This window comes from Carboxylicivirga sp. M1479, assembly GCF_007097485.1.
Taxonomy (GTDB): Bacteria; Bacteroidota; Bacteroidia; order Bacteroidales; family Marinilabiliaceae; genus Carboxylicivirga.
The window spans coordinates 1-25303 of sequence record NZ_VKDE01000029.1 but is presented as its reverse complement, the minus strand read 5'-3'; the positions used below and the strand labels follow the sequence as shown (position 1 = coordinate 25303).

Here is a 25303-nt window from a genome sequence, read left to right as displayed (position 1 = left end):
AATACTTTGACAGTTCTTTTGAAATAGTTATGGCAAGCCATCAATACGATATAAATTTATTAGTTAATACGGCAATAGAGCCGATGGTGGCTTTTGAAAAGCCTGATTATGAGGTTGCTTTCGTAAATGATAAAGCCCATACATTTTTTAATCTAAATAAATCACAGACATACACTTTACGTAATTTTTGCTCACGTGCCGATGTTTTCAATGAAAGTGCTGCAATTGATTTTTTCAATACCTTAAAGCAGGAGCAAGAAGTGGTTAAAGATTGGCCGGTAAGGTTGAGGAAGTATTCTTGGTTATCTGCCTATGTTCAATTGGTAAATGATGGCAAAAGAGACCTTGTTCTTGTTGTTTTTCGTGATAATAGTGAAGCGAAGGAGAGCTTACTTAAGCTCGATAAAATGATTGCTTACCGCGAAATGCTAGATCAACTATTGGCCTACAATACCAATGTTAATGTCGAAGAAATACCGCAAATCATTAATGAAGCATTAGCAAAGGTTGGAGAGTATTTTTCTTGTGATCGTAGTTATGTTTTTCAATATTCAAGCGATTTAAAATATAAAAGCAATATCAATGAATGGTGCGCTAATGATGTTATACCTTACATTGATGAGTTGCAAAATTTACCTACCAGCTCATTCCCTTATTTAAAGGAGAAGTTGTTGAATATGGAGCATGTTTGTTTGAATGACATTAATGAACTGCCAGAGAATGCTTACGAAGAACGAGATGAGTTTGCAAAAGAAGGTATTCAGTCCATCTTAATGATTCCATTTAGTGAGGGAGAAAAGCCATTAGGTTTTATCGGTCTTGATCATGTGCACATGCAAAAGCATTGGACAGAAAGTGAGATATTAAACCTTAAATTATTAGCACGAACCTTTGCCAATTACCTGGTGCGAGTTCGTAACGAACGACAGATTATTGATAGCCGTAACAAGTATCGAATTTTATTTGATGCCGCTAATGATGGAATTTGTGTTTTTCAAAATGGTATTTGCATTGAAGCTAATGTTAAAGCTTTGGATGAGATGCATTGTTCAATTGAGGACTTAGCAGGAAAAAGTACTGTTGAATTATCCGCAACCGTGCAGCCCGATGGTAAATCGCCAATCTATTCAAAGGTGTATTTTAGTGAGGCGGAGAAAGGATTTCCACAAAGTTTCGATTGGCGAATTCGCCGTTTTGATGGTAGTGAATTTGATGCTGAAATAAGTTTAAATCGTTTTAAAAAAGACGATGATACTTTTGTGATTGCTGTGTTGCGTGATGTGAGTGAGCGTAAACAAACAATTAGTTTGTTACTCGATAACCAAAAGCACCTGAAAGAAGAAATAGATGCTATTGTTAATCCAATTAATGATGCAAGTGAATTAACCTTGCTATCGGTTTTTGAGTTGGGACAATTACAAAAAATGCAGGATGCTTTTTCATTTGCTACCGGCATATCATCCATGATAACCGATACTGAGGGGAAACCAATCACACGAGTTTCGTTTTCGAATAATGTTTGCACAATGGTTCGCTCAACCCTTGAGGGGCAACGCATGTGTATGGAAAGTAGTAAGGTACTAGGTAACGAAGCAAAAAGAATATTAAAACCTGTATCAAGCCCTTGCTTGTCGTGTGGCTTTATTGATGCGGCATCACCTATTATAGTTGATGGTCATCACATCGGTAATTGGTTAATTGGTCAAGTTCGTCCTGATGACTTGGATGTGGATCATTTATTAAATTACACACGCAGTTTGGGGCTAAATGATAAAGACATAATTGGGGACTTTAAAGATTTAATAAAAATTGCGCCTGAACACTTTGAGAAAATATTAAACTTATTAAATGTGCTGACAATCGAATTGTCAGCAATGGGATATAAAAATTTAAAACTTGCCAAAAGTGTGAGTGAGCATATTTCCATGGAGCGGGAGCTGAGGCAGGCCAAGCAAAATGCAGAAGAAAGCGATCGTTTAAAATCGGCCTTTCTGGCGAATTTATCGCATGAAATAAGAACACCCATGAATGGTATTGTGGGTTTTTCTGAGCTCCTCCAATTCGATGGTTTAACACCTGATGACAGACGGGAATACGTAAAGCTTATACATCAAAGCTCTAGTCAACTTTTGAATATTATCAACGATATTATTGATATTTCTAAAATTGAATCGGGACAAATTGATGTACGATCAGGTTATTTCGATTTGGTAAAAACGGGAACTGATCTAAAAAGCTTTTTTATAGATACAGCGCATTCTAAGGGAATTGAACTGATTTTTGAAAATGGGGAAGAAAGTGAATACGAGATTTATAGCGATGAAGTGAAATTACGCCAGGTACTAACGAATCTCATCTCTAATGCGGTCAAGTTTACCTCGGCAGGCAAGGTGGTTTTCGGATATGCTGAAATAGATAAGAAGTTATTGGAGTTTTATGTGCAAGATTCAGGCATTGGTATTGATGCCGATGATTTGGATCTGATTTTTGACCGTTTTTGGCAAGCGAAAGATTCCGATGTTAAAAAAGGAGGAACAGGTCTGGGCCTAGCCATTACCAAAGCATATGTTGAACTCTTAGGTGGTTTTATTCATGTAGAATCGAAAAGGGATAAAGGCACACGTTTCAGTTTCCGAATACCTAAAGTATTGAAATAAAAAAAAGAGAAGCTCGCAATGAACTTCTCTTCCTTATATAGTAAGTATTGTTTTTTAAACGATACCGGCAAAACCCATAAAAGCCAAGGCTAATAAACCAGCTACAACCAATGCAATTGGTGTTCCTTTCATACCCTTTGGTATATCCATCAAGTCTAATTGCTCACGAATACCAGCAAAGGTTATTAAAGCCAAGCCAAAACCAATGGCATTAGCAATGGCAAATACCACCGATTCAACAATGTTAAAATCTTTCTGGATAGTCATAATGGCAACACCCAAAATTGCACAGTTAGTGGTAATTAGTGGTAAGAATACCCCCAATGCCTGATAAAGGGGAGGACTCACCTTCTTTAAAATGATTTCAACCAACTGAACTAAAGAAGCGATTACCAAAATAAATGAAATCGTTTGCAGATAACCTACTCCAAATGGATCTAATACGGCTTTCTGCAAGAAAAAGGTAACGATAGTGGCAATTACCATTACAAAGGTAACGGCACCTGTCATTCCTATACCGGTCGATATTTTCTTAGAAACACCAAGGAACGGACAAATACCTAAAAACTGGCTCAGTACAATGTTATTGACAAAGATAGCCGAGATGACAATTAATACATATTCCATAACTTATGCTTCTTTTTTAACCTGGTTAATAAATGCGATAAGATACCCCAAGGCAATAAAGGCGCCTGGTGCAAGCACGAATACTAACATACCATAATCTTCAGGGTAAATAATGGCTCCAAACAGTTTACCACTACCCAATAATTCACGAATAGAACCTAACATGGTTAATGCCATTGAAAACCCCAGTCCCATACCTAATCCATCTACAATGGATGAACCTAAATTGTTTTTTGAAGCAAAGGCTTCGGCTCTACCCAATACAAGGCAGTTCACCACAATTAAAGGAATAAACAGACCCAATGAATCAAATAGGGCAGGCACGTAGGCTTGCATGGTCATCTCCACAATGGTTACAAACGTAGCGATCACCACAATAAATGAGGGAATACGTACTTTATCCGGAATAAAATCCTTGATAAGAGCCACAACCAGGTTAGACATAACCAATACAAATGTGGTGGCTAAGCCCATTCCTAATCCATCAATGGCCGATGACGTTACACCCAGTGTGGGGCACATTCCTAAGAGTAATGTGAATACAGCATTCTCTTTAAAAAATCCTTTTGAAAAATTATTCCACTGACTCATTTTTTACCTCCTTCCTCAACTGAGGTATTAGACGCAACGTCTTGGTTGCTTTGGTTTTCAGTATATGTTTCGTAAGCAACACGAACAGCATCCAGAAAAGCACGAGAGCTAATAGTGGCTGCAGTAATGGCATCTACTTCTCCGCCATCTTTGCTAACTGTTAAATTGTTGCTTTTCGGGTGTTTCCCTATAATACTCTGATTGCCTTTGTTTGTTTTAAACCAGTCGGCCATTTTAGTACCTAGTCCAGGAGTTTCTTTGTGCTCCAGTACCTGGTAGTTAATGATGCTGCCATCTGGCTTTAGGCCAATCATAATTTTAATGTTGCCGCTAAATCCCTTGTTTGTTTGTGATTCAATGGCCACACCAATTAGGTTTCCACCTTTTTTAGCCGGGAAAAGTTTTAACTCTAACCCCTCTTTAGATGTAAGTAGGTACATTTCTTCACCTGGGTTGTTGTCAAAACCCGGAACAACTTCTTTAATTGCTGCCTGTTGCTTGGCTGCTTTAGCCGCTGCAATTGGTCCTTTGGTAAGCTCAAACATAAAGCCTAACGAAGCCCCTGCCACACATGTGATAACGAGCAGGGTTAAAACCATATTTTTAAGCGTCGATTCTGTTTTTGCCATGATTTTTAATTTTCCTGCATTAGGCCTTAGCTGGTTTTACAACTTCGCCAAAGCGCTTTGGTTTCACATATTTGTCAATTAATGGAACGAAGCCGTTCATAATTAAGATGGCGAAAGAAACACCTTCTGGATAAGCTCCAAAAACGCGAATTACCACCGTTATTATGCCAATGCCAACACCATAAATAAGCATGCCTTTATTTGCCATTGGGGAGCTAACATAGTCGGTCGCCATAAATATGGCTCCCAACATAACACCACCTGTTAATAAATGAAATAATGGCCCTGCGTATTGTTCTGGACTAACCAGATTAAGTATGCCAGTGAAAATAGCGATTGAACCAATTACTGCAACTGGTATGTGCCACGTAATAATTTTACGAATCAACATGAAGATAAGTCCCACTAATAAAGCGATTGCAGCGATTTCTCCTGCTGAACCACCCATGTTACCCATAAAGAGTTCGGTGTACGATGGAATCTTGCTCATAAGTGTGCTTACAGTCTCTCCATTGGCTAAACCTTCTTTCATTACAGAAAGGGGAGTGGCACCTGTTTCGGCATCCAGGTAATGCATTTGCGACTCAATAGGTTTTGGCCACAAAGTCATTTGTACCGGGAATGAAATGAGCAAAAATACTCGACCAACCAAGGCTGGGTTAAATGGATTGTTACCCAAGCCACCAAAAGACATTTTACCAATACCAATAGCCACTAAGCTACCGATAATAATTATCCAGATGGGTAAATTACTTGGCATGTTAAACGCCAGTAGCAGTCCTGTTAATGCTGCTGAACCATCCAATATGGTCGATTCGTTTTTTAGCAGATATTTTTGAATGGCCCATTCGAAAACAACACACGAAACAACTGCCGTTAATGTAACAATAACAGCACCAAGGCCGAAATAGTACAGTGAGGCTGCCAGTGCCGGAAGAAGGGCTATGATCACCCCATACATGTTTTTCTTCACAGAGTCGCCACTGTGCACATGCGGGGATGGTGATACGGTTAACCTATTCATTTTTATTATTTTTCGTATTTCACTTTTGTTAATGCAAAAAGCTAATGGCTGTTAGCAAATAGCTACTTGGTGCGGCTGCGCATAATGCGACCCACATTACCTTTACCCAATCGAATATAGTCCAATAAAGGACGACTGGCAGGGCATGTGAAGCTACAAGAGCCACATTCAATACAGTCCATGATCTTTTCTTCTTCTGCCCGGTCCCAAATGCCTTTGTCAGAAACTGTGCTTAATAAATAAGGAGATAATCCCATTGGACATACCGTCACACATTTAGAACAGCGAATGCAAGGCTCCACCTTAGCGCGTTTAGCAATTTCGTTTGGCATAATTAAAATACCAGAACTGCCTTTTGTGATTGGTACATCGGTTGAAGAAAGAGCTTTACCCATCATCGGACCACCACCAATTACCTTACCGGTATCTTCGGGCAAACCACCTGCAGCATCAATAAGCTGATTAAGAGGTGTACCCACACGAGCCATAAAGTTCGAAGGTTTAGAAACCGACTTACCCGTTACAGTAACCACACGTTCAAACAACGGTTTGTTCTTTTGAATGGCTTCATAAACGGCAAGGGTAGTACCCACATTCTGGACAACAGCACCTACTTCAATTGGTAATTTACCAGATGGAATCTGACGACCAATACAAGCATCAATTAACTGCTTTTCTCCTCCTTGAGGGTATTGTACTTTTAAAGCCTGTATGGTAATGCCTGCATAATTCGATGCTAAATCAGTCATGTGCTTAATGGCATCGGGCTTATTATTTTCGATACCGATGATGGCTTTCTCTACTTTGAGCGCCTTCATAAGTATTTGCGTGCCTACCATTATCTCGTCGCCTTTTTCCATCATTAGTTGATGATCGGCAGTAAGATATGGCTCACACTCAACACCATTCAGAATTAGTACATCACATGTTTTACCCGGAGGAACCGATAGTTTCACATGAGCCGGGAAAGTAGCACCACCTAGTCCTACAATACCTGCTTCACCCACTTTTTTAACTATTTCCTCTGGCGATGCTGTTATTTCTTTTACTAATTCTTCTGAACGATCAATGCTTTCATCCCATTCATCACCTTCGGTTTTGATGATGATGGCTTGTTTTTTATAACCGCTTGCATCGAGTACGTTATCAATTTTGAAAACTTTGCCCGATACAGGCGAATGGATATTGGCTGATACAAAACCAGTTGACTTAGCAATTAATTGACCTACCTTAACTTCGTCGCCTTTTTTAACAATTGGCTCAGAAGGTGCTCCGATATGCTGAGCAATAGGAACCGAAACTTGTTCGGGAACTGGCAAGATCTCAATCTTTTGGCCGGCTGAGAATTTGTTTTCTGCCGGATGAACCCCTCCTAATGAGAATGTTTTTAACACGATTGGTCCTCCTTTTATAATGTTTTTAATAATATTCTAATTTCTAAAAACCGAGTTTTAAATTTCGGTTGTTGAGCTGCGGCGTACATTTGCTATTCCGCTTTTTCCTCTACTGGTTTTTCAACCTTTGGCTTAGGAGGTGGGAAGTTTACCATGTGAATAGCATTGGTTGGACACTCAGCGACACATTTACGGCATAATTTACACTTGTCGTAATCGATGTAGGCCAAGTTGTTTTCCACTGTAATGGCATCAAAAGGACAAATCTTTTGACACTTTTTACACGCGATACAAGCTGCAGAACAAGCCTTTTTAGCTGGCGCTCCTTTGTCGGTATTAACACACGATACAAAAATGCGACGGCTCTTAGGACCTTTCTTACGAAGCTCAATAATGTTTTTCGGACAGGCATCAACACAAGCCCCACACGAAACACAGTTATCTTCTTTAATAACAGGTAAGCCAGTTTCTTCATCCATGTACATGGCATTGAAATCACAAGCATCAACACATTCGCCAAGACCTAAACAGCCATTGGAACAACCCGTATCGCCTCCATATAACGATGAGGCAATGGTACACGATGTAGCGCCATCATATTCCGTTACTCGCGGACGGTTTTCACAAGTTCCGTTACAACGAACAACTGCAACCATTGGAGCGGCAGCACTTACTTCTTTGCCTAAAATGGCAGCAGCAGCACTCATTGTTTCGGCACCTCCAACCGGACAGTTTAAGTCTGAAATATCATCGGACTTAACCATAGCTTCGGCAAAAGCACGACAACCAGGAAAACCACAACCACCACAATTGGCAGCAGGTAAAGCTTCCTCAACCTGGTCAATTCGTGGATCTTCAAATACTTTAAACTTCTGTGCTACAAAATAAAGTATGATAGCAGCTAAAGCCCCTAACACACCTAACGAGATTATAGTTATCAGAACAACACTCATATTAGTTGATTTGATGTTTTATTGAAAATGAAAAAGTTCGTTTTAATTTATCCTTTAGAGAATAGATAATAGCGTAATAAGGAACCAAAGCCGCTAATGCAAGCCCGCCTGCTAATAATTCATTATCGAGAATGTAAAAAGTAGCAATTAACACTGCTAAAATCAAAAGGATGGGATATACGTAGGCCAGCAGAACGGCTTTGGGAGCCAATGATTTTTTGCCCAGTAACATTACTTTTTGTCCTGGTTTAAAATCGCTTTCAGATTGATACACATCAATGAGTTTATCTTGCAAATCAGCCGCTGTACACGAACCACTTGCATGGCACGATGCGCATGCAGATTCGTTAACGATTCTGACCTTTACCAGTTGCGTTGTTACCTCTGTTACAACGCCCTCGTGCTCTATGTAATCAATGTCTGCCATATACGTAGGATCACAAATGTAGCGAAGTAATGGAATTGTCATATATGTTAAAAGGTATTTGTATTTAGAATGAATAAAAATAGAGCCAATTACTTACAGTTAATATGCTATCTGTAAGGTGAATTGACTAATTGGTAGTGTAAAATGTTGGTTGTAAAAGAATTATAAAGAAAAAAATCAGTAATTGATTAAAGAAATTTGTCGTGAATTGTGTGGGTGTTTGGGTGGGCGGTGTGTTGTTAATCTTTATACTTGATTGTTTTATGTCTATACAAAGATGTTGCGAGCTGTAACTCTCAAATGCAGATACTCAATCCTCCATACATATTAAACGGCAAACCAGGGTAGTAATAGCGAGCCGGTTTATTACCAAAGGACGGTGCGTTAATCAAAAGCATGGAGGCATAGTGCTGATTTAATAGATTGTTGGCTCCCAAATAAATGTTTGCTTTCAATGCGTTCCATTTAACGGTGTGGTTTAATTTGGCATTGAGTACACCAAATGCTTTGTATCGTTTACTATTACTATCGTTAAGGTACTGCATTCCGTTGTGTCGATAGTTTACTTGCAGTGTGTTAGACCTTGTGGTGAATATCGTTTGAATAAAAAGTGAGTATTCGGGAATGCCGGGCAAGTGATTGTTCTGATAGTTGACCCCATCATCAGTAAAATCATCAAAAGTATTAAGCGATTGTGTATAAGAGGCATTAAATGTAAGTGTATTAGCATTGATGAATACACGATGATTGAGACGGGCCTCAATGCCTTGATGGCTTGTTGCTCCGGCATTAACACCATAGAATACCTCTTCACTTTCACGCTTTGTCACCAATAGGTTGTTCATTTTCATCCAATAGGTGGTTATTTCTGCTGATGTGTTATTATTCTTCGATACAAAGCGGTATCCCACATCAATATGATAGCCCTCTTCAGGCTTGATGTCCGGATTAAAAGAGCCATCTGGCATTTGAGCTTCCTCGACTGATGGTGGTGAAAAGCCATGGCCCAGTGCGGCATAAATATTTGAGTGATTAAAGATCTGATAGCTGGCACCTGCTCGTGGGGAGAAGACAAGTGGGTAATGGTGCGTTGTTTTTTGAGTGGTAAAATAGTTGGTATTACTATAATTGGTAAGGTTTAGGTTAAAGCCAGTTTGAAGGCTTAGCCGGGAGTTTGGAAGGTAGTTGATTAATCCAAAAACATTAAAATAATTGCGTTGTATCTTATTTTCACTCAGTCGTTCTCCCTTGCTGTGCTCTTTTACGCCAAACAGAGAGAGAGCATTGTTTTCGAGCATGGCTTCGATACCACCATCGATGTTAAACAATTTGGATTGATAAGTTAACTTGTCCCTCAGTCCCAGCGATCTTTTTGATTCGTCGAGCCGGTTAAACGGACGAAGCTCATCCAATGAGGTGGTGATGCCGAAAATATTGATGGTGTGGGATACGGATGGACTCAACATTGAACTGAGACCGACATTAAGAATATGACGATTGGATTTTTCGTAACCTTCAATGGCAGCCCATGAGTCAGCTGCTTTTGTTGGCTGCTTGTAAAAATCAGTGCTGTCGAGCGAACTGGGAATTTGACCATAGAGGTGGCGGTAGTTATACAAATAATGGAGGTAGCTTTTGCCAAGCTGATATTTGCCTTTTAAGGTAATGTTGTAGCGCTTGTATTCACTGTTGTCTCTGTAGCCATCTGTTTGCAGGTGATTGACATTTAACCAAGTGTGTCCCTTTTTACCTTTTAGGCTTGTACTTATTAGATTTGAAAAAGTGCCATAGCTGCCTACCTCACTCTGCAGGCTGTGCTTATAGCCATTGTTTTGAATGGTCCATGGATTGATGAGAATGACACCGCCCAATCCTGCTCCGTACAAAGCTGAAGAAGGACCCTTAAGTACCATGATGGAGTGAATATCGTTGAAGCCTATATCTTCGATTGAGCTAACTCCATCGCCATCTGTTAGAGGGATATCGCCCCAGTATACCTTAATGCGATTACTATTATAAGGTGTGCGCGAACCAATACCCCTAATGGTTATGCGGCTTGTGTTGAAGGTGCCTTGTTGCATTAATACACCAGGTAGTGAATTCAGCTGATTGCTTATTTGGTAACTATTGCCCAGCTCCATCTTTAGGGAGTCGATAAGGGAGAAGCTACCGCTCCATTGTTGCAAGGCTCCTAAACGAATGGGCGCATTAATACTTACTTCATCCAACATTATCTGTGTCGAATTCAGTGTGTCAGGCTTCTCATAAGATTGGCCTTGCGAAAAGCCAATGGTGCTCAATAGCAGAGCCACAACTGTTAGTACTATGCGCATAGGTGCAAATGCTTATAATGGCATTAGTCGGAGTATCTTACCTGGTTTTTCAATGGCGATATAAATGTAGCCATCGGGTCCCATTTCAACATTTCTGAGGCGACCGATGTCTTCCAGTAGTTTTTCCTGATGAATTACTTTTTCGCCATCTAATACCACACGATGGAGGTATTTAAAACGTAATGAACCTGTTAAGATATTGTGTTTCCAGGCAGGATAACGATCGCCTTTTACGAATGTCATACCACAGGGCGCAATGCTTGGTACCCAATAGGTAATTGGTTGTTCCATGCCCACCATGGCCGTGTCGCTGGTAAAGGTGGTGCCATTGTAATTAATGCCAAAGGAAATAAGTGGCCATCCATAGTTTTTGCCTGCTTCAATCAGGTTAATTTCATCTCCTCCTTTTGGACCGTGCTCATCAGTCCATATACGACCTGTTACCGGATGCATGCATACCCCTTGAGGGTTACGATGCCCATAGGAATAGATTGATGCCTTGGCGCCCTTGCTTGATACAAATGGATTGTCGTTGGGGATGCTTCCGTCGTCGTGAATGCGGTGAATCTTGCCGCAGTCGTTATCCAGTGCCTGTGGGTGCTCATCGCGATTACCACGGTCGCCCACCGAAAAATAGAGATAACCATCCTTATCAAACTCCAGCTTACAACCGTAATGGTGACGCTTATCAGTTTCGGGTGAAGCTTTAAAAATAACTTCTTCATCCACTAGTTGATTGCCTTTTAAGCGAGCCCGCATAATAGCGGTATTGGCCAGATTACTTTTGTGCTTGTTGGGCGATGAGTACGCGATGTATAGCCATCCGTTAGTATTGTATTGGGGGTGTAGTTTTAAATCAAGTAATCCTCCCTGACCTTTGGCCAATACCTTGGGTGGGTTGATGATCTTACTAAGCTGTCCGTTTTTTGAATGGATCAAAAGCTCACCACTGCGCTCCGAAATGAGTATGTCGCCAGAGGGTAGGAATGCCATTCCCCACGGTACATCTAAGCCAGTCACAACGGTATCTATTCTAAAGGTTTGTACTTCGCTTTCAATAATTTGCACCTCGCTAATAAGTGATGTGCTATTGTCTTTTTCTTCTTCTTTGAGGGAGAGAATATAATCGGCCAGTAAGTCAATTTGTTGAATGCTTAAACCATCGCTAAAAGCAGGCATACCATAGGATACACGACCGTGTTGAATGCTTTTGATAATTTCTTTTTTATCATCGCCGAATAGCCACTTTCGATTGGTGAAAGGCGATTTAGTGGCGTTGTGGCAACCTACACAGTAATTGTCAAAAAGTACTTGACCCTCGCTGATAACCTGGGGTTTTGATTTTTTATTAAAGCACGAACAGGTGAATGCTGATATCAAGATAAGAACTAAATAGAAGATCTTTTGCATAACAATGGTTTTGGGTGAATCATGAATATAACAAGTGTAGAGGCATTTTGTTATTTTCTAGGGTATTTGCCGCTTTTCAATAATAGCCGTATCTATCACTTACTTTCAATAGTTCGAAACCTTGTTTCGAGTGGGGAAGTTGTTCGTATGAGAATAAACTCTGTGTTCTTCTTTAACTCTGCGGTAGTGTTTTACATCACTCTGTTGTTAGGTTTGTGGTAAAAGTCACTAAAGGTTGATTAAAGAAAGATAATTAATTGCCTTATCAGGCGGATTCCTCATTTTTTCAGAAAAAACGAGGAGCAAAAAACTTTATTGAAAGAGGTGATTGCTACGCACCAGAGATGGATTTATTGCTACAGACTTCCCCTTTCCTTCGTCAAGGCCGCCCTTCTGCAATATCCACTCTTATCACTTACTTTCAATAGTTCGAAACTATCGTTTCGAGTGGGGAAAAGTCCGTTTGCTTTGAGTTCCTAGCTTCCTGACCTCAGCAACGCAGATGGGCACCTTTCAATTGAAATGAGCGTAGAATTAAAAGCTGTTTGAGCCCGATTTTTTTATTCGGGTGAGTTCTTTTAATTCAGTGAATAAAATTAGAAAGGTCATCGAGTGCTGCCGTCAGCGGACCTTTTGTCTACTTTTGCGACTGTAGGCAAAAGTAGAAGCCTGTGCGGCTTGAGCACAAAAAAGATACTAACCTTATCAGGCGGATTCCTCATTTTTTTAGAAAAAACGAGGAGCAAAAAACTTTATTGAAAGAGGTGATTGCTACGCACCAGAGATGGATTTATTGCTACAGGCTTCCCCTTTCCTTCGTCAAGGCCGCCATTCCGCAATATCCACTCTTATCACTTACTTTCAATGTTCGAAAACTTGTTTCGAGTGGGGAAAAGTCCGTTTGCTTTGAGTTCTTAGCTTCCTGACCTCAGCAACGCAGATGGGCACCTTTCAATTGAAATGAGCGTAGAATTAAAAGCTGTTTGAGCCCGATTTTTTTATTAGGGTGAGTTCTTTTAATTCAGTGAATAAAATTAGAAAGGTCATCGAGTGCTGCCGTCAGCGGACCTTTTGTCTACTTTTGCGACTGAAGGCAATTGGAGCGTAGCGTAAATCGTGAATACATTATAAAACAACACTCATGAATCAAAAGTAGAAGCCTGTGCGGCTTGAGCACAAAAAAGATACTAACCTTATCAGGCGGATTCCTCATTTTTTTAGAAAAAACGAGGAGCAAAAAACTTTATTGAAAGAGGTGATTGCTACGCACCAGAGATGGATTTATTGCTACAGGCTTCCCCTTTCCTTCGTCAAGGCCGCCATTCTGCAATATCCACTCTTATCACTGGCTTTCAATAGTTCGAAACCTTGTTTCGAGTGGTGGGTGATGAGTATTGTATTAAGGATCTTGGTTTGACTAATTATGATTGTTTTTTTTATGCGTCATGTATAGTGGCCTCTTTTAATATTGGTTTCGTTTTGAAAAAAGCCATAGTAAAACCGAGAAGTTGAGAACTTGTTCGAAGATCGCTCGGTTGCACTTAGGCTTTAGAAAAAAAAGAAGACAAGATCAAAAGTAGCCTTGATTCTTTTGTATCCTTTTCTCATCAAGGAGAAAAAGGATAAGTCACTTCGGCTTGAGCAGAAGATAACAACATCAGCTTTTATTACTCTCTTTCAATAATTCTAAACTATCCTTTCGAGTGGAGAAGTGGTTCGTATGAGAATAAACTCTGTGTTCTTTTTTAACTCTGTGGTAGTGTTTTACATCATTCTGTTGTTAGGTTTGTGGTAAAAGCCACTAATGGATGATTAAAGAACGTTAGTTAATTGCCTAACTGGCGGTTTTCATCTTAAAAAAAGGATATCAAAAATTTAAACGAGAAATGAAATAATTGACATAATTACATGATATTTCAATAGGGGTGCGACAAAAAGACATTGATTTAGAGTTTTTTAGTGTCAAATTGGCTTGATTGCAAATGTGGTACACGAATTGATTTTTTTGGAATGAGGCGTTCAAGAGTTCTGAAAAACGAGCCTTGTAGAACGAGGTTTTGGATAAATACATTACAAACATTCAACGAAACAAAAATGAACTTTAATAACTATACAATTAAATCGCAAGATGCCATTCAGCAAGCCCAGCAAATTGCGCATGCTTATGAGCATCAGCAAATAGAAAATGCCCATATACTAAAGGGTATTTTTGAAGTGGATGAAAATGTGTTGCCCTTTATTTTGAGCAAACTGGGTGTGAATACTGAGTTGTTCCAAAAAACATTAGACAGTATTATTCAAAGTTTTGCTAAAGTACAGGGTGGAGAACAAATGCTTTCGAAAGAAGCTGGGAAAACATTAAATAATGCAATGTCCATCGCTAAAAAAATGAAGGATGAGTATGTTTCAATCGAACATTTACTTATTGCTATGCTTAAGGCTAGCGATGATGTTGCTCGTTTAATGAAAGATAATGGAATAAGTCAAAACGAACTTTCGGCTGCAGTTAATGAGTTGAGAAAAGGCAAAAATGTTAGTTCGCAATCGCAGGAGGATACTTATAATTCCTTGGATAAATATGCCAGAAATCTAAATAAACTAGCTAATGATGGACGACTTGATCCGGTTATAGGTCGCGATGGGGAGATTCGTCGTATACTTCAAATATTATCACGCCGAACAAAAAATAATCCCATGCTGATAGGCGAGCCGGGAACAGGAAAAACAGCTATTGCCGAGGGCTTAGCGCATCGTTTAGTGAAAGGTGATGTGCCCGAAAACTTGAAGGATAAAATTATTTATTCTTTGGATATTAGTGCTCTTATAGCGGGCGCGAAATACAAGGGAGAGTTTGAAGAGCGATTAAAATCAGTTGTTAAAGAGGTGGTGTCGGAAGACGGTAAGGTGGTGTTGTTTATCGATGAGATTCATACGCTTGTTGGAGCTGGTGGAGGAGAGGGGGCCATGGATGCTGCCAATATTCTTAAGCCAGCCTTGGCGCGTGGTGAACTACGGGCCATTGGTGCTACTACCCTTGATGAATATCAAAAGTATTTTGAGAAGGATAAAGCTTTGGAACGTCGGTTTCAAAAGGTTATGGTGGATGAGCCTGATCGTGAGAGTGCTATTTCTATTTTGCGTGGTATCAAAGAAAAGTATGAAAGCCATCATAAGGTACGTATTAAAGATAGTGCTATACTGGCCGCAGTAGAGTTATCGCAGCGTTATATAAGTGATCGGTTTTTACCTGATAAAGCCATCGATTTAATGGATGAAGCGTCGGCTAAGTTGCGCATGGAGATAAATTCAAAACCAGAAGAACTTGATGTGTTCGACCGCAAGATTATGCAAGGTGAAATAGAGTTGGAAGCCATCAAACGCGAAAGGGATAAGAATAAAATATCCACGCTTAAAAAAGAGTTAGCCGATTTAAAAGAGAAGCGTGAGAGTATTTTTGCCAAGTGGAAACTTGAAAAAGATCTGGTTGATAATATCCAGTCGGTAAAGGCCTCTATTGAGGAAGATAAGCAGAGAGCTGATAAGGCCGAGCGTGAGGGTGACTTTGGAACAGTAGCCGAATTGCGCTACGGTAAAATTAAGGAGCAGGAAGGTTTGTTGCTTCAGTTGCAAGGCGATTTAGAAAGAAATGAGCATAATGCCTTGATTAAAGAAGAGGTGAATGCAGAAGATATAGCCGATGTGGTGGCAAGGTGGACGGGCATACCTGTTTCGAAAATGATGCAAAGTGATCGTGAAAAATTACTGAAGCTTGAAGATGAGTTACACAAGCGCGTGGTTGGACAAAATGAAGCCATTGAGGTGGTGTCGGACGCGGTGCGACGCTCACGAGCAGACTTGCAAGACAGCAGAAAGCCTATTGGATCATTTTTATTTTTAGGAACTACAGGTGTGGGTAAAACAGAACTGGCAAAGACATTGGCCGATTACTTGTTTAACGATGAAAATGCCTTAACGCGCATTGATATGAGTGAGTATCAGGAACGACATGCGGTAAGCCGTTTGGTGGGAGCACCTCCGGGATACGTGGGATACGACGAAGGGGGGCAGTTAACCGAGGCGGTGCGTCGCAAGCCCTATTCAGTAATTTTGTTAGATGAGATTGAGAAAGCACACCCTGATACCTTTAATATATTATTGCAAGTACTGGACGAAGGGCGTTTGACTGATAACAAAGGCCGTGTGGCTGATTTCAGAAACACCATCATCATCATGACATCGAACATGGGAGCACATATTATTCAGGATAAGCTTGAAGGTATTGATATGGGTAGGCGCATGATGGTGGTTGAGGAAACCAAGGATGAAGTGCTAGCTTTGTTGAAGAGCACAATTCGTCCTGAGTTTCTAAACCGCATTGATGAGTTGGTGATGTTTACCCCATTAAACAGGGACGAGGTGAAAGATATTGTTAAAATACAACTTGATGCTTTGGTGAAACTATTGGCTAAAAAAGACATGCTACTTAGTGTGTCGGATGCAGCTGTGTCGTATTTAGCAAATGCAGGTTTTGAACCGCAATATGGAGCACGGCCTATAAAGCGCATTATTCAGCGAAAGGTGTTAAACGAGTTGTCGAAAAAAATACTGGCAGGAGATGTAAATGCTCAAACCAATATAATAATTGATGTGAAGGGAGATGAGTTGGTGTTTGAAAACAAATGATTGGAATGAGTTTAGCGTTAATTGACTGATGGAATATAATCCCCTACTATGATAGTTGGGGATTTTATTTTAATGCTTGTGAGTTCTCTATTGGTTAATTGTACCTTGATTATCAGGCGGATTTCTCATTTTTTTTTAGAAAAAACGAGGAGCAATAAACTTTATTGAAAGAGGTGATTGCTACGCATCAGAGATGGATTTATTGCGTCAGGCTTCCCCTTTCCTTCGTCAAGGCCGCCCTTCTGCAATATCCACTCTTATCACTAGCTTTCAATAGTTCGAAACGCTGTTTCGAGTGGTGGATGGAGAGTTATGCGCTATGCATAGTGGCCTCTTTTAATATTTGTTTCGTTTTGAAAAAAGCCTTAGTAAAACCGAGAAGCTGCACTTGTTCGAAGATCGCTCGGTTGCACTTAGGCTTTAGAAAAAAAAGAAGACAAGATTAAAAGCAGCCTTGAATTTTTGTGATTAGCGAGTTAAGAACCAAACTTGTTTGAATTCTTACGAGTGGAACAAAAATCATATCAATATTCTTTTGTATCCTTTTCTCATCAAGGAGAAAACGGATAAGCCCCTGCGGCTAGAGCAGAATAAAAATACTTGCCTTATCAGGCGATTTCCATCCTTTTTCAAAAAAGGATTTCAAAAACTTTATTGAAAGAGGTGATTGCTGCGCAGCAGAGATGGATTTATTGCTACAGGCTTCCTTTTTCCTTCGTCAAGGCCGCCATTTGTTCATATGTGTTTTTATCATTAATGAATTCACGATTTTCAATTCGCAATATCCACTCTTATTACTTACTTTCAATAGTTCGAAACGCTTTTTCGAGTGGTGGCTTTGGTTTGTTTGAGCATAAACTCTCTGCCCTCCTTTAACTCAGCGGTAAAATTTTACATCAATTTAATCTTTGTGATACTGCCGAACCATCTTTAAAGTTCATGATTCATGGATTAATCTAGACCTATTCCAACCAAATTTCAATTGTGGTATTCCCGTAATGCGAAGTACAAAAAACAAAAAATCCCCACCAGCATAAAGCCAGCAGGGATTCGTATTTACCAAAACCAAGAATTTACGATACAATTAAATCATCTGCGCTATTGGTCGATGATTTGGGGCGAGGCAACAGGTAACGTGCCATGCGTGCCTCATCATCAGCGAATATGATTTGTGCCATTTCACTGATGGGAACCAATAACTCATACAAATCATTAAGCTTTTTAACACGATCTTGTGTGATGAGTCCGCGCTCTTTTTTAAACAGCTCCTGTGCCGTTTTTGCTTCACTTAGCTTGGTGTGCAACTGCTGTAAGCTATCAATAACAACCTCGCTACAGCCAGCAGTAATCAGTTCGACCCGATATTTATTTACCACCTTAATCAGGTCGCCCATAAAAACAACCAGGCGGGTATTGTCCTTGCGCAGTTTACCAATGTCGTTAGCACCAAATTGATTTTGTACTGCTTTGTTGTCGCTAAACGCTTTTAAAACAAAAAAGGTGATGGTGCGGTAGGCTCTGTTACAGGCAGCAGCACTGTCATAAACAGCCTGGGTTTTTTCCGTCATTTCATCAATTATTACCATGTCGGTTTTAATGGCTTTTACTTCCTCTATAGCCGCTTTGATGGTGTCGGGATAGCTATCTAGAAATGTCGAATCGAAGAATTTAAATTTTTCAAGGTCATTTGGTAAAACAGTGGCAACGCTAGTGCCATGTTGTTGTAAGGTGGCATCAGGAACGTTAAATAATCTGTCGTTTTTGCTCATAATGATTGATTTAGTTAATGTAATTGTTTGTTTTGTTTAAATATATCTATGTACAAATGGCACATAGTAGTTATTATACGAAGTGAATGATTTCATTTGATAGTGGATGATAATTGTCTGTCAGCGGATGGTTTCCATTAATCAGCGGTGGTTTTCCTGCTGTCAGCGGACATTTTCCCAAGCTGGAAATCCTCCGCTTAACGCTGGAAATTCTCCGCTTGGCAATAGAAATCTTCCGCTTAGGGTTGCGCAGCATCTTCTGTATGCAGGAAACTCTCCGCTGAGTAACAGGAATTCTCCGCTTAGTTCAGCTTAAGTGTGACTACAGCTATGATACAGTGTTTTGTGATGATATTGTTATGCATGAAGGTAGAAACAAATAGTAACAGGTTTTACTTCTATAAAACTACCTTATGAGTTCGGATTGTAGGATCAGCATGTCAAAGAACGCACACTTGCTTAATTACTGGCAAGTAGTAAAGATATCTGTCCTATGCTGTTTTTTATTTACCCCTGTTTTGTACCCAACTTACGCTTGTAAACGCATGAGTAACGGAATGCGAATATAGGCTATTGAATTTAATTGGCAAAAAAACTATGTAAATAAATTTACTGCTAGCTACTTTACTCACGCCAACTTATAGTAATAATCGATACTTTTAAAGTGTAAAGTATTTAAGGTGGATTGTATAAAATGGTAGTTGAAACGTTATGACCATTTGTGAAATGTAAAGGGCGGTGCGTTATGTAATTTAGAAACAAGGAACCAAATGCAAAATCGTACAACGACAACAAAAAGATATGATATATGGATAAATGGAATGAAATAAGTTTTCTAATAAATAAGCATAAAGAAAAGAACACTTCAGAAGAATTTTTTCAAAATGAGATTGAAAATATCTTTGAGAAATTAGGTTGGTCTCGATATCGTAAGGAAATAATATCAAAACATCCTATTAGGGTAGGAGCTGTAAATACAGTTATTCCTGACATCGTAATAAATAATAATGAAGAAAATGTTATTGTTGTTGAATTAAAAAAATCAAGCCAAATTTCATTGCCAAAATATATTGAGCAATTGACTAGCTATATGAGGTTGCTTAAACTTGATTATGGAATTTTTATTGGAGATAATCTAGAGATCTATTATGATGAACCTACAGGTACAGATGAACCAATAAAAGTATTTGAAATAGATTTTCATGAAAACAATGAAAATGGGAATGTATTTTTAGAACTAATTACTAAAGATAATTTTAGTAAAGATGTACTTAAAGAATTCTGTAATGATAGACTAGAGCAAATAACAGATAAAAAAATTGCCTTGACATTATTAGATGAACTTAAGTCAGATGATGGAGTTTCAAAAATCCTTTCTTATTTAATTGAAGACCTTTCTAATGATTATAATGAAAATATTGTGAAAAGTGTATTGGAAAACCTGTCAATAAAAGTTGATTCAAAAAACGGTAACGAATCGTTACAAAAACAGATTGTGGCTGCTGATATTGTTCAAGAAAAAGTAATCTATACAACAAGTGAAAAATTACCAATTGAAATAATCCCTAACGATGTTGAAGAGTTTAAGAGACAGTTTATTGAGTTAGGTTATGCAAAATTATGTTACCATTATACTGACGGTACTGTAAAGGAAAAAATATGGAATAAAAGAGCTTTTTCCGAAAAAGCTAATTTGAAAGCGAACCTTCGTAGTCGGCCAGAAGCTAGAAAAGGAAAATGGAAAGAAATGGGTATTGTTAAGTTAGTGTGTAAAATTGATAATTAATGAGCTCTAAATTATATTATATCGTAGAATCAAAATTTTGGAGAAGAAAAATTGGTAATAAACTTAATAATTTGATAAATGGTGTTGATTTATCAGATGCTTATGTGAACACAAGTAAAGAGTTTCATGATTCATCTCCAATCAAAGCTCGTAAAGCCGCTTTTAATCATTATCAAAGTATTGTTGAAGTCCTCTACGAGGGGTTGCGTAAAAAATATACAAATGATTGTCAGGCTCGAAATGATTTGCAATATTTTATGAACTCTGATAACGATATTGAATTGGGAGACGAAACAAAATTTAAAATAACTGATGATTTCTTAAATGGAATTGAAGTTTATATGATTGTAGAAACACCATTGAATGGGAAAGTGCTTAAAGCAAATGGAAAGTACTGCATCCATGGCATCCGATATGCAGATGATATTGGCAGACTTGATAATGATTTGATAGAATATTTAGAAAATTTATTTATAGAGAATAAGTATTACGAAGAATATAACTATCCTACTGAAAAAGAATTGGTTTTAAAGCATTTTGACCCCATTGGTGGTAATGCTGAATTCTATTTGCAAACACCTTTTGATTGGGATGCTTTAATGTTAAAATTTGATGGACAAGTATTAATGAAGAATGGCAGCTTGTAAGGCTGTATATGCAAAATGGGCTAGATTGATGTAAAATCAATTGTTGTACTCGGTTTATGTTTGTCTCTAATTGATAAGTATAAAGCCGAAATCGCCCATATTTGTATATCAGCTAGCCAACACTACCAAAACATCAACTATATACCTCAAAAAAAACTCATGATGGAAATGAAAAAAATGAATTTAATCGTTTTTAGTCTTATGGCTTTATTGGTATTTAGTGCATCTAAACCTAAGAAGAATAAAAAAGAAGACAGATTCAAAGAGGTGTCTCATCGATTTTATGCTGGCACTTATGAGGTAACAAATAAGGAATTCAGAGAATATCTGGAATACTTAAAAGCCACGGATAGATTGGCCGAATATAACAGTAGCTACCCTGACACAACTCAATGGATGAAAAAGTTTCCTCATAGTTTTAATGGGCCATTCGTTGAGAAATATTTTTGGCATCCTGGATTTAATAATTACCCTGTTGTTAATGTTAGTCTTGAAGCTGCTAAAGCGTATTGTGCATGGTTGAGCGATAGCTACAATTCAAAAGAAAAAAGAAAATATAAGAAGGTAACGTTTCGTCTGGCTACAGAACAGGAATGGAATAAAATGGCCGCTGTATTGCCTGGCCACAATTTACCGTGGTATGGGAACTTTGCCTATGAGCCAGGTTCAAGTTGTTCAAATACAAACATCAAATTTGAGAACAAAGTATCTGGAGATAATAAATATGATTATAGTTCAGATGGCGGGATGACAACGTGTGTAGTAGGCTCATACAAGGCAAATAAAATGGGTGTATACGATATCATTGGAAATGTGGCAGAACTAACAGAGTCGGGCATTATTAAAGGTGGTAGCTGGGATAACACCATTGACGAATGTGTTGTTAATAAATCTCAGGATTTCCAATTGCCAGACCCAAGAGTAGGCTTTCGGGTTGTAATGCTTATTGATGAGCTTTAAAAGCCATGTCTCACATGCTAGTTTAAAGCATTTGGTTCTGCTCAATTTGGAAAGTTAGATAGGTTAATTCCTTTACACTAGTATAGAGTATTGAGTGTTCGTGATTATTTGGAAAGATTGTAGCTTCTGCAGCAACCGCCAAACCTTTGTTTTTTGACATTCTATTTATTTTATAAGGAGTGTAAGATTTGCATTTGGCTTTTAAAATGAAAAAAAATAAAACAAAATAACTATGAATAATAACGAACAAATTGAAATAGCATTGAGTAAGATGAAGCTGGGTATACTGCTGCTTGGTTGTATCGTTTTTGTAGCCTTGGGTATCGGATATATAGTAAAGGCTCAAACTATCGATATCCCAATTTTAGGTAATCCAATATTGCTTTATTCCCTTGGTTCTATTTCGATTATAGTTTTTGGATTCGCATTGATTACCATATTGCAAAAATTCTTAGATAGAAAGGCAGGGCTAGTTATAAATAACGAAGGAATAATTGATAATTCAAGTGGAGTTTCATTAGGTCTTGTGTTATGGTCAGATATTGAAGAAATCAAAGTCAAAAAAGTAATGAATCAGAGCTTCCTTATGCTCATGGTTAAAAATCCTCAAGACTATATTGATCGCGCCGAAAATTCCTTTAAAAGAAAGAGTTTAAAAGCTAATTATAAAAAATATGGTTCACCAATAGGAATTTCAACCAACTCGTTAAAAAGCAGCCATAATAACTTACATGGATTATTGACAGAGAAATTGAAAGAAAATAAGTCTCAATAATTTACTAATAGCAAGGAATGACCCATAAAGAAGCCTGAGGTAGTGCAGCACTGAAAGATTTCATAAAGCATACCAAGACCAAATTGATATATGAACATTCTATTTGTTTTAGAATGTGTTTATGATTTATAAGTGGCTTAAAGTTGAAAAGATAATATTAATTCAATTTTTGCTACTTGGTATTTCACTTTGGCTTCATCTCTGCGCCTGCTGTGAAGAGTATTTAAGCAAGCAAATTGTAAAAATAAAAAATTAATGAAAATTGATATTGACATGTTTAAGGAAGTTCCAAAGGATATAATAATTTCGATACTTTTATCATCTGTAATAATGGTTTTTACTGCAGTAGCATGGAACTATTACAGAGATGTTATTTATGAGAACCTGTTGCCGTATACAGGTTGGTCTCCTGACTCTCTTTATGGAGGAATACCATTTGTATTGATATTTATAGTGCAAATGTTTATGAATAATGGTGTTCATTTTAGCAAGTTTGTTTATTACTCAAGAGCATTTATTTTAATGTTCTTAGTTATTAAGCTATATAGTGGATTGGTGGATTGGATTACATCACCACCAGAATTAGTATTATCAGATAATCCATACCTTAAATTTAGCCCATATCGACCTTTATATACTGTATTAATGCCTTTGGTTTGGATAGTATATGTGGGGTATTTTATGTATAAAGATTTTGTTAGTAATGGCAGGCGATTATTTATTTAATAACTGATGAAACGAGCTATGAGAATAGCTTATTACACAGGAGTATGACTTATTTTGGCGAGTTCTATATGGCGAATAAATACAAATTTTAAACACATGAAACGACCATGTAAATTTGATTATCCAAATTTTCACACAGTGGGATGATAAAATTTACTTGAGAGTTCCATATGGCAAATGAAAGTAAATTATAATCATATGAAAAAAGCAAGCATTATCATTACCATGCTAACGTTAGCGTTAACGTGCGCATTGGGGCAAGCATCCAACGATTCCATAACCATTAAAAAAGTGTTTGGAGGATATCAATTTTATCAAGGTGCCAATCGATTAAACATGAGTCAGCTGGTAAAGTCAATGGAAACAAATGAATTGGCATACGAGCAAATAAAAGCCGCACAATCGACCAATACCTTGACTTCAATACTTGGATTTGCTGGTGGTTTTATGGTTGGCTGGCCCATTGGAGCGGCCATTGGAAATGGTGACCCTAACTGGGCCATGGCTGGCATTGGCGCCGGGTTAATAGTTGTGTCTATACCATTGAGCCAAAAATTTAACAAACAAGTGAGGCAGGCTGTCGATACCTTTAATGCCGACAGGTCAGCGGGTTCATTTTGGGATAATAAAGAGCTTAATTTATCGATGACCGACAATGGAATTGGATTAACCTTGCATTTTTGAATGGTCCAATGCTTGTGATGAGTTAATAAATAAAGACAGAAGCGTTAGGATGGATACAGAGATTAAAAGAGAATTTAGAAATAGAAAAATGAGGTTGAAAGTCATTAATATATTACTTATGCCTCTGGTTTGCGTTTTTGCCTATTTGACTTTTCAACCAAACACATTGCTTTTTGGTTTTACAGCGCAACAAATTGAAAAAGTGCTTTTTATGATAATACCTATATTGGTTTTGGCTATGGCGTGGAGTTGGCAATGTCCAAATTGTAAAAAGAGACCGGGAAATGTTAAGAATCCTTATTCTTGTTCAAATTGTGGAGTGCCACTGCGTTAAAGAATTTTGAAGCGATTGAAGATAGTCTGAAGGATAAAAGGTTGATGAATATAACTTTAAGTAATTAATACAAGGTGAAGTCAGAAACAACAGAGATTGCATTAATGCGAAAGAATGTAATAATAGCATTATTAGGCTTCTCGTACTTTTTATGGAGCGGCATTGATTTTATTGAAGCAGCGCAAGCGTTTAAGGCAAAAGGAACCATGCCTAATCCAATAGGCCTTTATATTTGTGGAGCTGCCTTAATATTAATGTGCTTACCAATTATAGTAAGATTGTTTCTAATGTTGTATAAAGGTAAACCTGGCCTAATAATAAATGAAGAAGGAATCATTGATAATTCAGGTATTATGGCTGCAGGTAAGATAAAGTGGTCAGCAATAAAAAAGATTAAGGCGAATGATGAAAGCAATATGATTGTGCTTAAAATGGATAAGCCAAAGGCATTCATCAGGCAAAATTCTAATCCATTTTTACATCTGTGTTTTGTAATAAAATGGCTAATATATGGTTCGCCAGTTGCGATTAATGTGACTGCCTTGCAGCAAGATATAACTGACATGGTTAATCTGTTAATGGATAAAATGGAATTATACCGAAAATAGGCAACTTTTGAGAAGATTAGCTTTGTTAATTGGTACAAACGAATCCTAATCCAATCCACATGAAACGACCATGTCAATTTATCCAAATTGACACACAAGAGGATGATTAAATTTATTTGTGAGTTCCATTTGATAAAAGAAAATATATTTAAACAGATCGTTAGTTTGTGGAATACCTAAATATGAGAAAACCAATTAGGAGTCAAACGTGATTTTTAACTTAGGCAAAAAGCTCCATCTGCTGCATTAACTTTAATAAACAGATAGATAAAATCTAAGTTTCATA

General features: G+C 38.1%; 20 protein-coding genes. 10 read left to right on the top strand and 10 right to left on the bottom strand.

Annotated features, from left to right (window positions below):
* The first annotated feature begins 29 nt into the window (after positions 1-29).
* Complete coding sequence (locus tag FNN09_RS16145; RefSeq protein ID WP_143303450.1) at positions 30-2657, top strand: PocR ligand-binding domain-containing protein; 2628 nt, start codon at positions 30-32, stop codon at positions 2655-2657.
* A 54-nt stretch (positions 2658-2711) separates the two neighbouring features.
* Here the strand turns inward: FNN09_RS16145 and rsxA are convergent, their stop codons facing one another.
* From rsxA to FNN09_RS16100, 9 genes are all read right to left on the bottom strand, one after another.
* A complete protein-coding gene (gene rsxA, locus FNN09_RS16140; RefSeq protein ID WP_143303448.1) occupies positions 2712-3284 on the bottom strand; it encodes an electron transport complex subunit RsxA in 573 nt (190 codons plus the stop codon).
* A 3-nt stretch (positions 3285-3287) separates the two neighbouring features.
* Positions 3288-3875 (bottom strand): RnfABCDGE type electron transport complex subunit E, encoded by a 588-nt coding sequence (locus tag FNN09_RS16135; RefSeq protein WP_143303446.1) that lies wholly within the window; start codon positions 3873-3875, stop codon positions 3288-3290.
* A complete protein-coding gene (locus FNN09_RS16130; RefSeq protein ID WP_143303444.1) occupies positions 3872-4504 on the bottom strand; it encodes an RnfABCDGE type electron transport complex subunit G in 633 nt (210 codons plus the stop codon). The genes FNN09_RS16135 and FNN09_RS16130 overlap by 4 nt, the downstream gene beginning before the upstream one ends.
* Before the next feature lie 19 nt (positions 4505-4523).
* Complete coding sequence (locus FNN09_RS16125; protein ID WP_143303443.1) at positions 4524-5528, bottom strand: RnfABCDGE type electron transport complex subunit D; 1005 nt, start codon at positions 5526-5528, stop codon at positions 4524-4526.
* 62 nt (positions 5529-5590) lie between these two features.
* A complete protein-coding gene (gene rsxC / locus FNN09_RS16120) occupies positions 5591-6922 on the bottom strand; it encodes an electron transport complex subunit RsxC (protein ID WP_143303442.1) in 1332 nt (443 codons plus the stop codon).
* 92 nt (positions 6923-7014) lie between these two features.
* A complete protein-coding gene (locus FNN09_RS16115; RefSeq protein WP_143303440.1) occupies positions 7015-7875 on the bottom strand; it encodes a Fe-S cluster domain-containing protein in 861 nt (286 codons plus the stop codon).
* 1 nt (position 7876) lies between these two features.
* Positions 7877-8344 carry a SoxR reducing system RseC family protein gene (locus FNN09_RS16110; protein ID WP_143303438.1) on the bottom strand — a complete coding sequence of 156 codons (468 nt, stop codon included), beginning with the start codon at positions 8342-8344 and terminating at the stop codon, positions 7877-7879.
* A gap of 254 nt (positions 8345-8598) precedes the next feature.
* Positions 8599-10635: a TonB-dependent receptor gene (locus FNN09_RS16105; protein WP_143303436.1), complete on the bottom strand. Its 2037-nt coding sequence runs from the start codon at positions 10633-10635 to the stop codon at positions 8599-8601.
* 12 nt (positions 10636-10647) lie between these two features.
* Positions 10648-12045: a PQQ-dependent sugar dehydrogenase gene (locus FNN09_RS16100; protein ID WP_143303435.1), complete on the bottom strand. Its 1398-nt coding sequence runs from the start codon at positions 12043-12045 to the stop codon at positions 10648-10650.
* Between the two features lie 2094 nt (positions 12046-14139).
* Here FNN09_RS16100 and clpB point away from each other — a divergent pair.
* The gene (clpB, locus tag FNN09_RS16095; protein ID WP_143303433.1) at positions 14140-16728 is read left to right on the top strand and encodes an ATP-dependent chaperone ClpB; all 2589 of its coding nucleotides are present in this window, start codon (positions 14140-14142) and stop codon (positions 16726-16728) included.
* A gap of 1073 nt (positions 16729-17801) precedes the next feature.
* Here clpB and FNN09_RS16090 read toward each other — a convergent pair.
* Entirely contained in the window at positions 17802-18497 is a 696-nt protein-coding gene (locus tag FNN09_RS16090) for a hypothetical protein (protein WP_143303432.1), read from the bottom strand.
* 808 nt (positions 18498-19305) lie between these two features.
* On the opposite strand from FNN09_RS16090, the gene FNN09_RS16085 reads away from it, so the two are divergent.
* The 8 genes from FNN09_RS16085 to FNN09_RS16050 all read left to right on the top strand — a co-directional run bounded on the left by FNN09_RS16085 (position 19306) and on the right by FNN09_RS16050 (position 25017).
* Complete coding sequence (locus FNN09_RS16085; RefSeq protein WP_143303430.1) at positions 19306-20283, top strand: type I restriction enzyme HsdR N-terminal domain-containing protein; 978 nt, start codon at positions 19306-19308, stop codon at positions 20281-20283.
* Complete coding sequence (locus FNN09_RS16080) at positions 20283-20930, top strand: hypothetical protein (RefSeq protein ID WP_143303428.1); 648 nt, start codon at positions 20283-20285, stop codon at positions 20928-20930. The genes FNN09_RS16085 and FNN09_RS16080 overlap by 1 nt, the downstream gene beginning before the upstream one ends.
* A gap of 162 nt (positions 20931-21092) precedes the next feature.
* On the top strand, positions 21093-21890 hold the full coding sequence (locus FNN09_RS16075; protein ID WP_185969039.1) for an SUMF1/EgtB/PvdO family nonheme iron enzyme: 798 nt from the start codon (positions 21093-21095) through the stop codon (positions 21888-21890).
* Positions 21891-22122: 232 nt separating this feature from the next.
* On the top strand, positions 22123-22665 hold the full coding sequence (locus FNN09_RS16070) for an STM3941 family protein (RefSeq protein ID WP_143303425.1): 543 nt from the start codon (positions 22123-22125) through the stop codon (positions 22663-22665).
* A gap of 255 nt (positions 22666-22920) precedes the next feature.
* A complete protein-coding gene (locus FNN09_RS16065) occupies positions 22921-23391 on the top strand; it encodes a hypothetical protein (protein WP_143303424.1) in 471 nt (156 codons plus the stop codon).
* A gap of 198 nt (positions 23392-23589) precedes the next feature.
* The gene (locus tag FNN09_RS16060; RefSeq protein ID WP_143303422.1) at positions 23590-24075 is read left to right on the top strand and encodes a hypothetical protein; all 486 of its coding nucleotides are present in this window, start codon (positions 23590-23592) and stop codon (positions 24073-24075) included.
* A 49-nt stretch (positions 24076-24124) separates the two neighbouring features.
* Positions 24125-24409 (top strand): hypothetical protein, encoded by a 285-nt coding sequence (locus FNN09_RS16055; RefSeq protein WP_143303420.1) that lies wholly within the window; start codon positions 24125-24127, stop codon positions 24407-24409.
* A gap of 74 nt (positions 24410-24483) precedes the next feature.
* Positions 24484-25017 carry an STM3941 family protein gene (locus FNN09_RS16050; RefSeq protein ID WP_143303418.1) on the top strand — a complete coding sequence of 178 codons (534 nt, stop codon included), beginning with the start codon at positions 24484-24486 and terminating at the stop codon, positions 25015-25017.
* Positions 25018-25303: the final 286 nt, after the last annotated feature.

Coding starts and splice junctions, on each gene's coding strand:
- FNN09_RS16135 (WP_143303446.1), bottom strand. CDS start 3,875: ATGAGTCAGTGGAATAATTTTTCAAAAGGATTTTTTAAAGAGAATGCT.
- FNN09_RS16065 (WP_143303424.1), top strand. CDS start 22,921: ATGAAAATTGATATTGACATGTTTAAGGAAGTTCCAAAGGATATAATA.
- FNN09_RS16070 (WP_143303425.1), top strand. CDS start 22,123: ATGAATAATAACGAACAAATTGAAATAGCATTGAGTAAGATGAAGCTG.
- FNN09_RS16105 (WP_143303436.1), bottom strand. CDS start 10,635: ATGCGCATAGTACTAACAGTTGTGGCTCTGCTATTGAGCACCATTGGC.
- FNN09_RS16055 (WP_143303420.1), top strand. CDS start 24,125: ATGGATACAGAGATTAAAAGAGAATTTAGAAATAGAAAAATGAGGTTG.
- FNN09_RS16090 (WP_143303432.1), bottom strand. CDS start 18,497: ATGAGCAAAAACGACAGATTATTTAACGTTCCTGATGCCACCTTACAA.
- FNN09_RS16130 (WP_143303444.1), bottom strand. CDS start 4,504: ATGGCAAAAACAGAATCGACGCTTAAAAATATGGTTTTAACCCTGCTC.
- clpB (WP_143303433.1), top strand. CDS start 14,140: ATGAACTTTAATAACTATACAATTAAATCGCAAGATGCCATTCAGCAA.
- FNN09_RS16060 (WP_143303422.1), top strand. CDS start 23,590: ATGAAAAAAGCAAGCATTATCATTACCATGCTAACGTTAGCGTTAACG.
- FNN09_RS16100 (WP_143303435.1), bottom strand. CDS start 12,045: ATGCAAAAGATCTTCTATTTAGTTCTTATCTTGATATCAGCATTCACC.
- FNN09_RS16085 (WP_143303430.1), top strand. CDS start 19,306: ATGGATAAATGGAATGAAATAAGTTTTCTAATAAATAAGCATAAAGAA.
- FNN09_RS16125 (WP_143303443.1), bottom strand. CDS start 5,528: ATGAATAGGTTAACCGTATCACCATCCCCGCATGTGCACAGTGGCGAC.
- FNN09_RS16110 (WP_143303438.1), bottom strand. CDS start 8,344: ATGACAATTCCATTACTTCGCTACATTTGTGATCCTACGTATATGGCA.
- FNN09_RS16075 (WP_185969039.1), top strand. CDS start 21,093: ATGGAAATGAAAAAAATGAATTTAATCGTTTTTAGTCTTATGGCTTTA.
- FNN09_RS16115 (WP_143303440.1), bottom strand. CDS start 7,875: ATGAGTGTTGTTCTGATAACTATAATCTCGTTAGGTGTGTTAGGGGCT.
- FNN09_RS16080 (WP_143303428.1), top strand. CDS start 20,283: ATGAGCTCTAAATTATATTATATCGTAGAATCAAAATTTTGGAGAAGA.
- FNN09_RS16145 (WP_143303450.1), top strand. CDS start 30: ATGGCAAGCCATCAATACGATATAAATTTATTAGTTAATACGGCAATA.
- rsxA (WP_143303448.1), bottom strand. CDS start 3,284: ATGGAATATGTATTAATTGTCATCTCGGCTATCTTTGTCAATAACATT.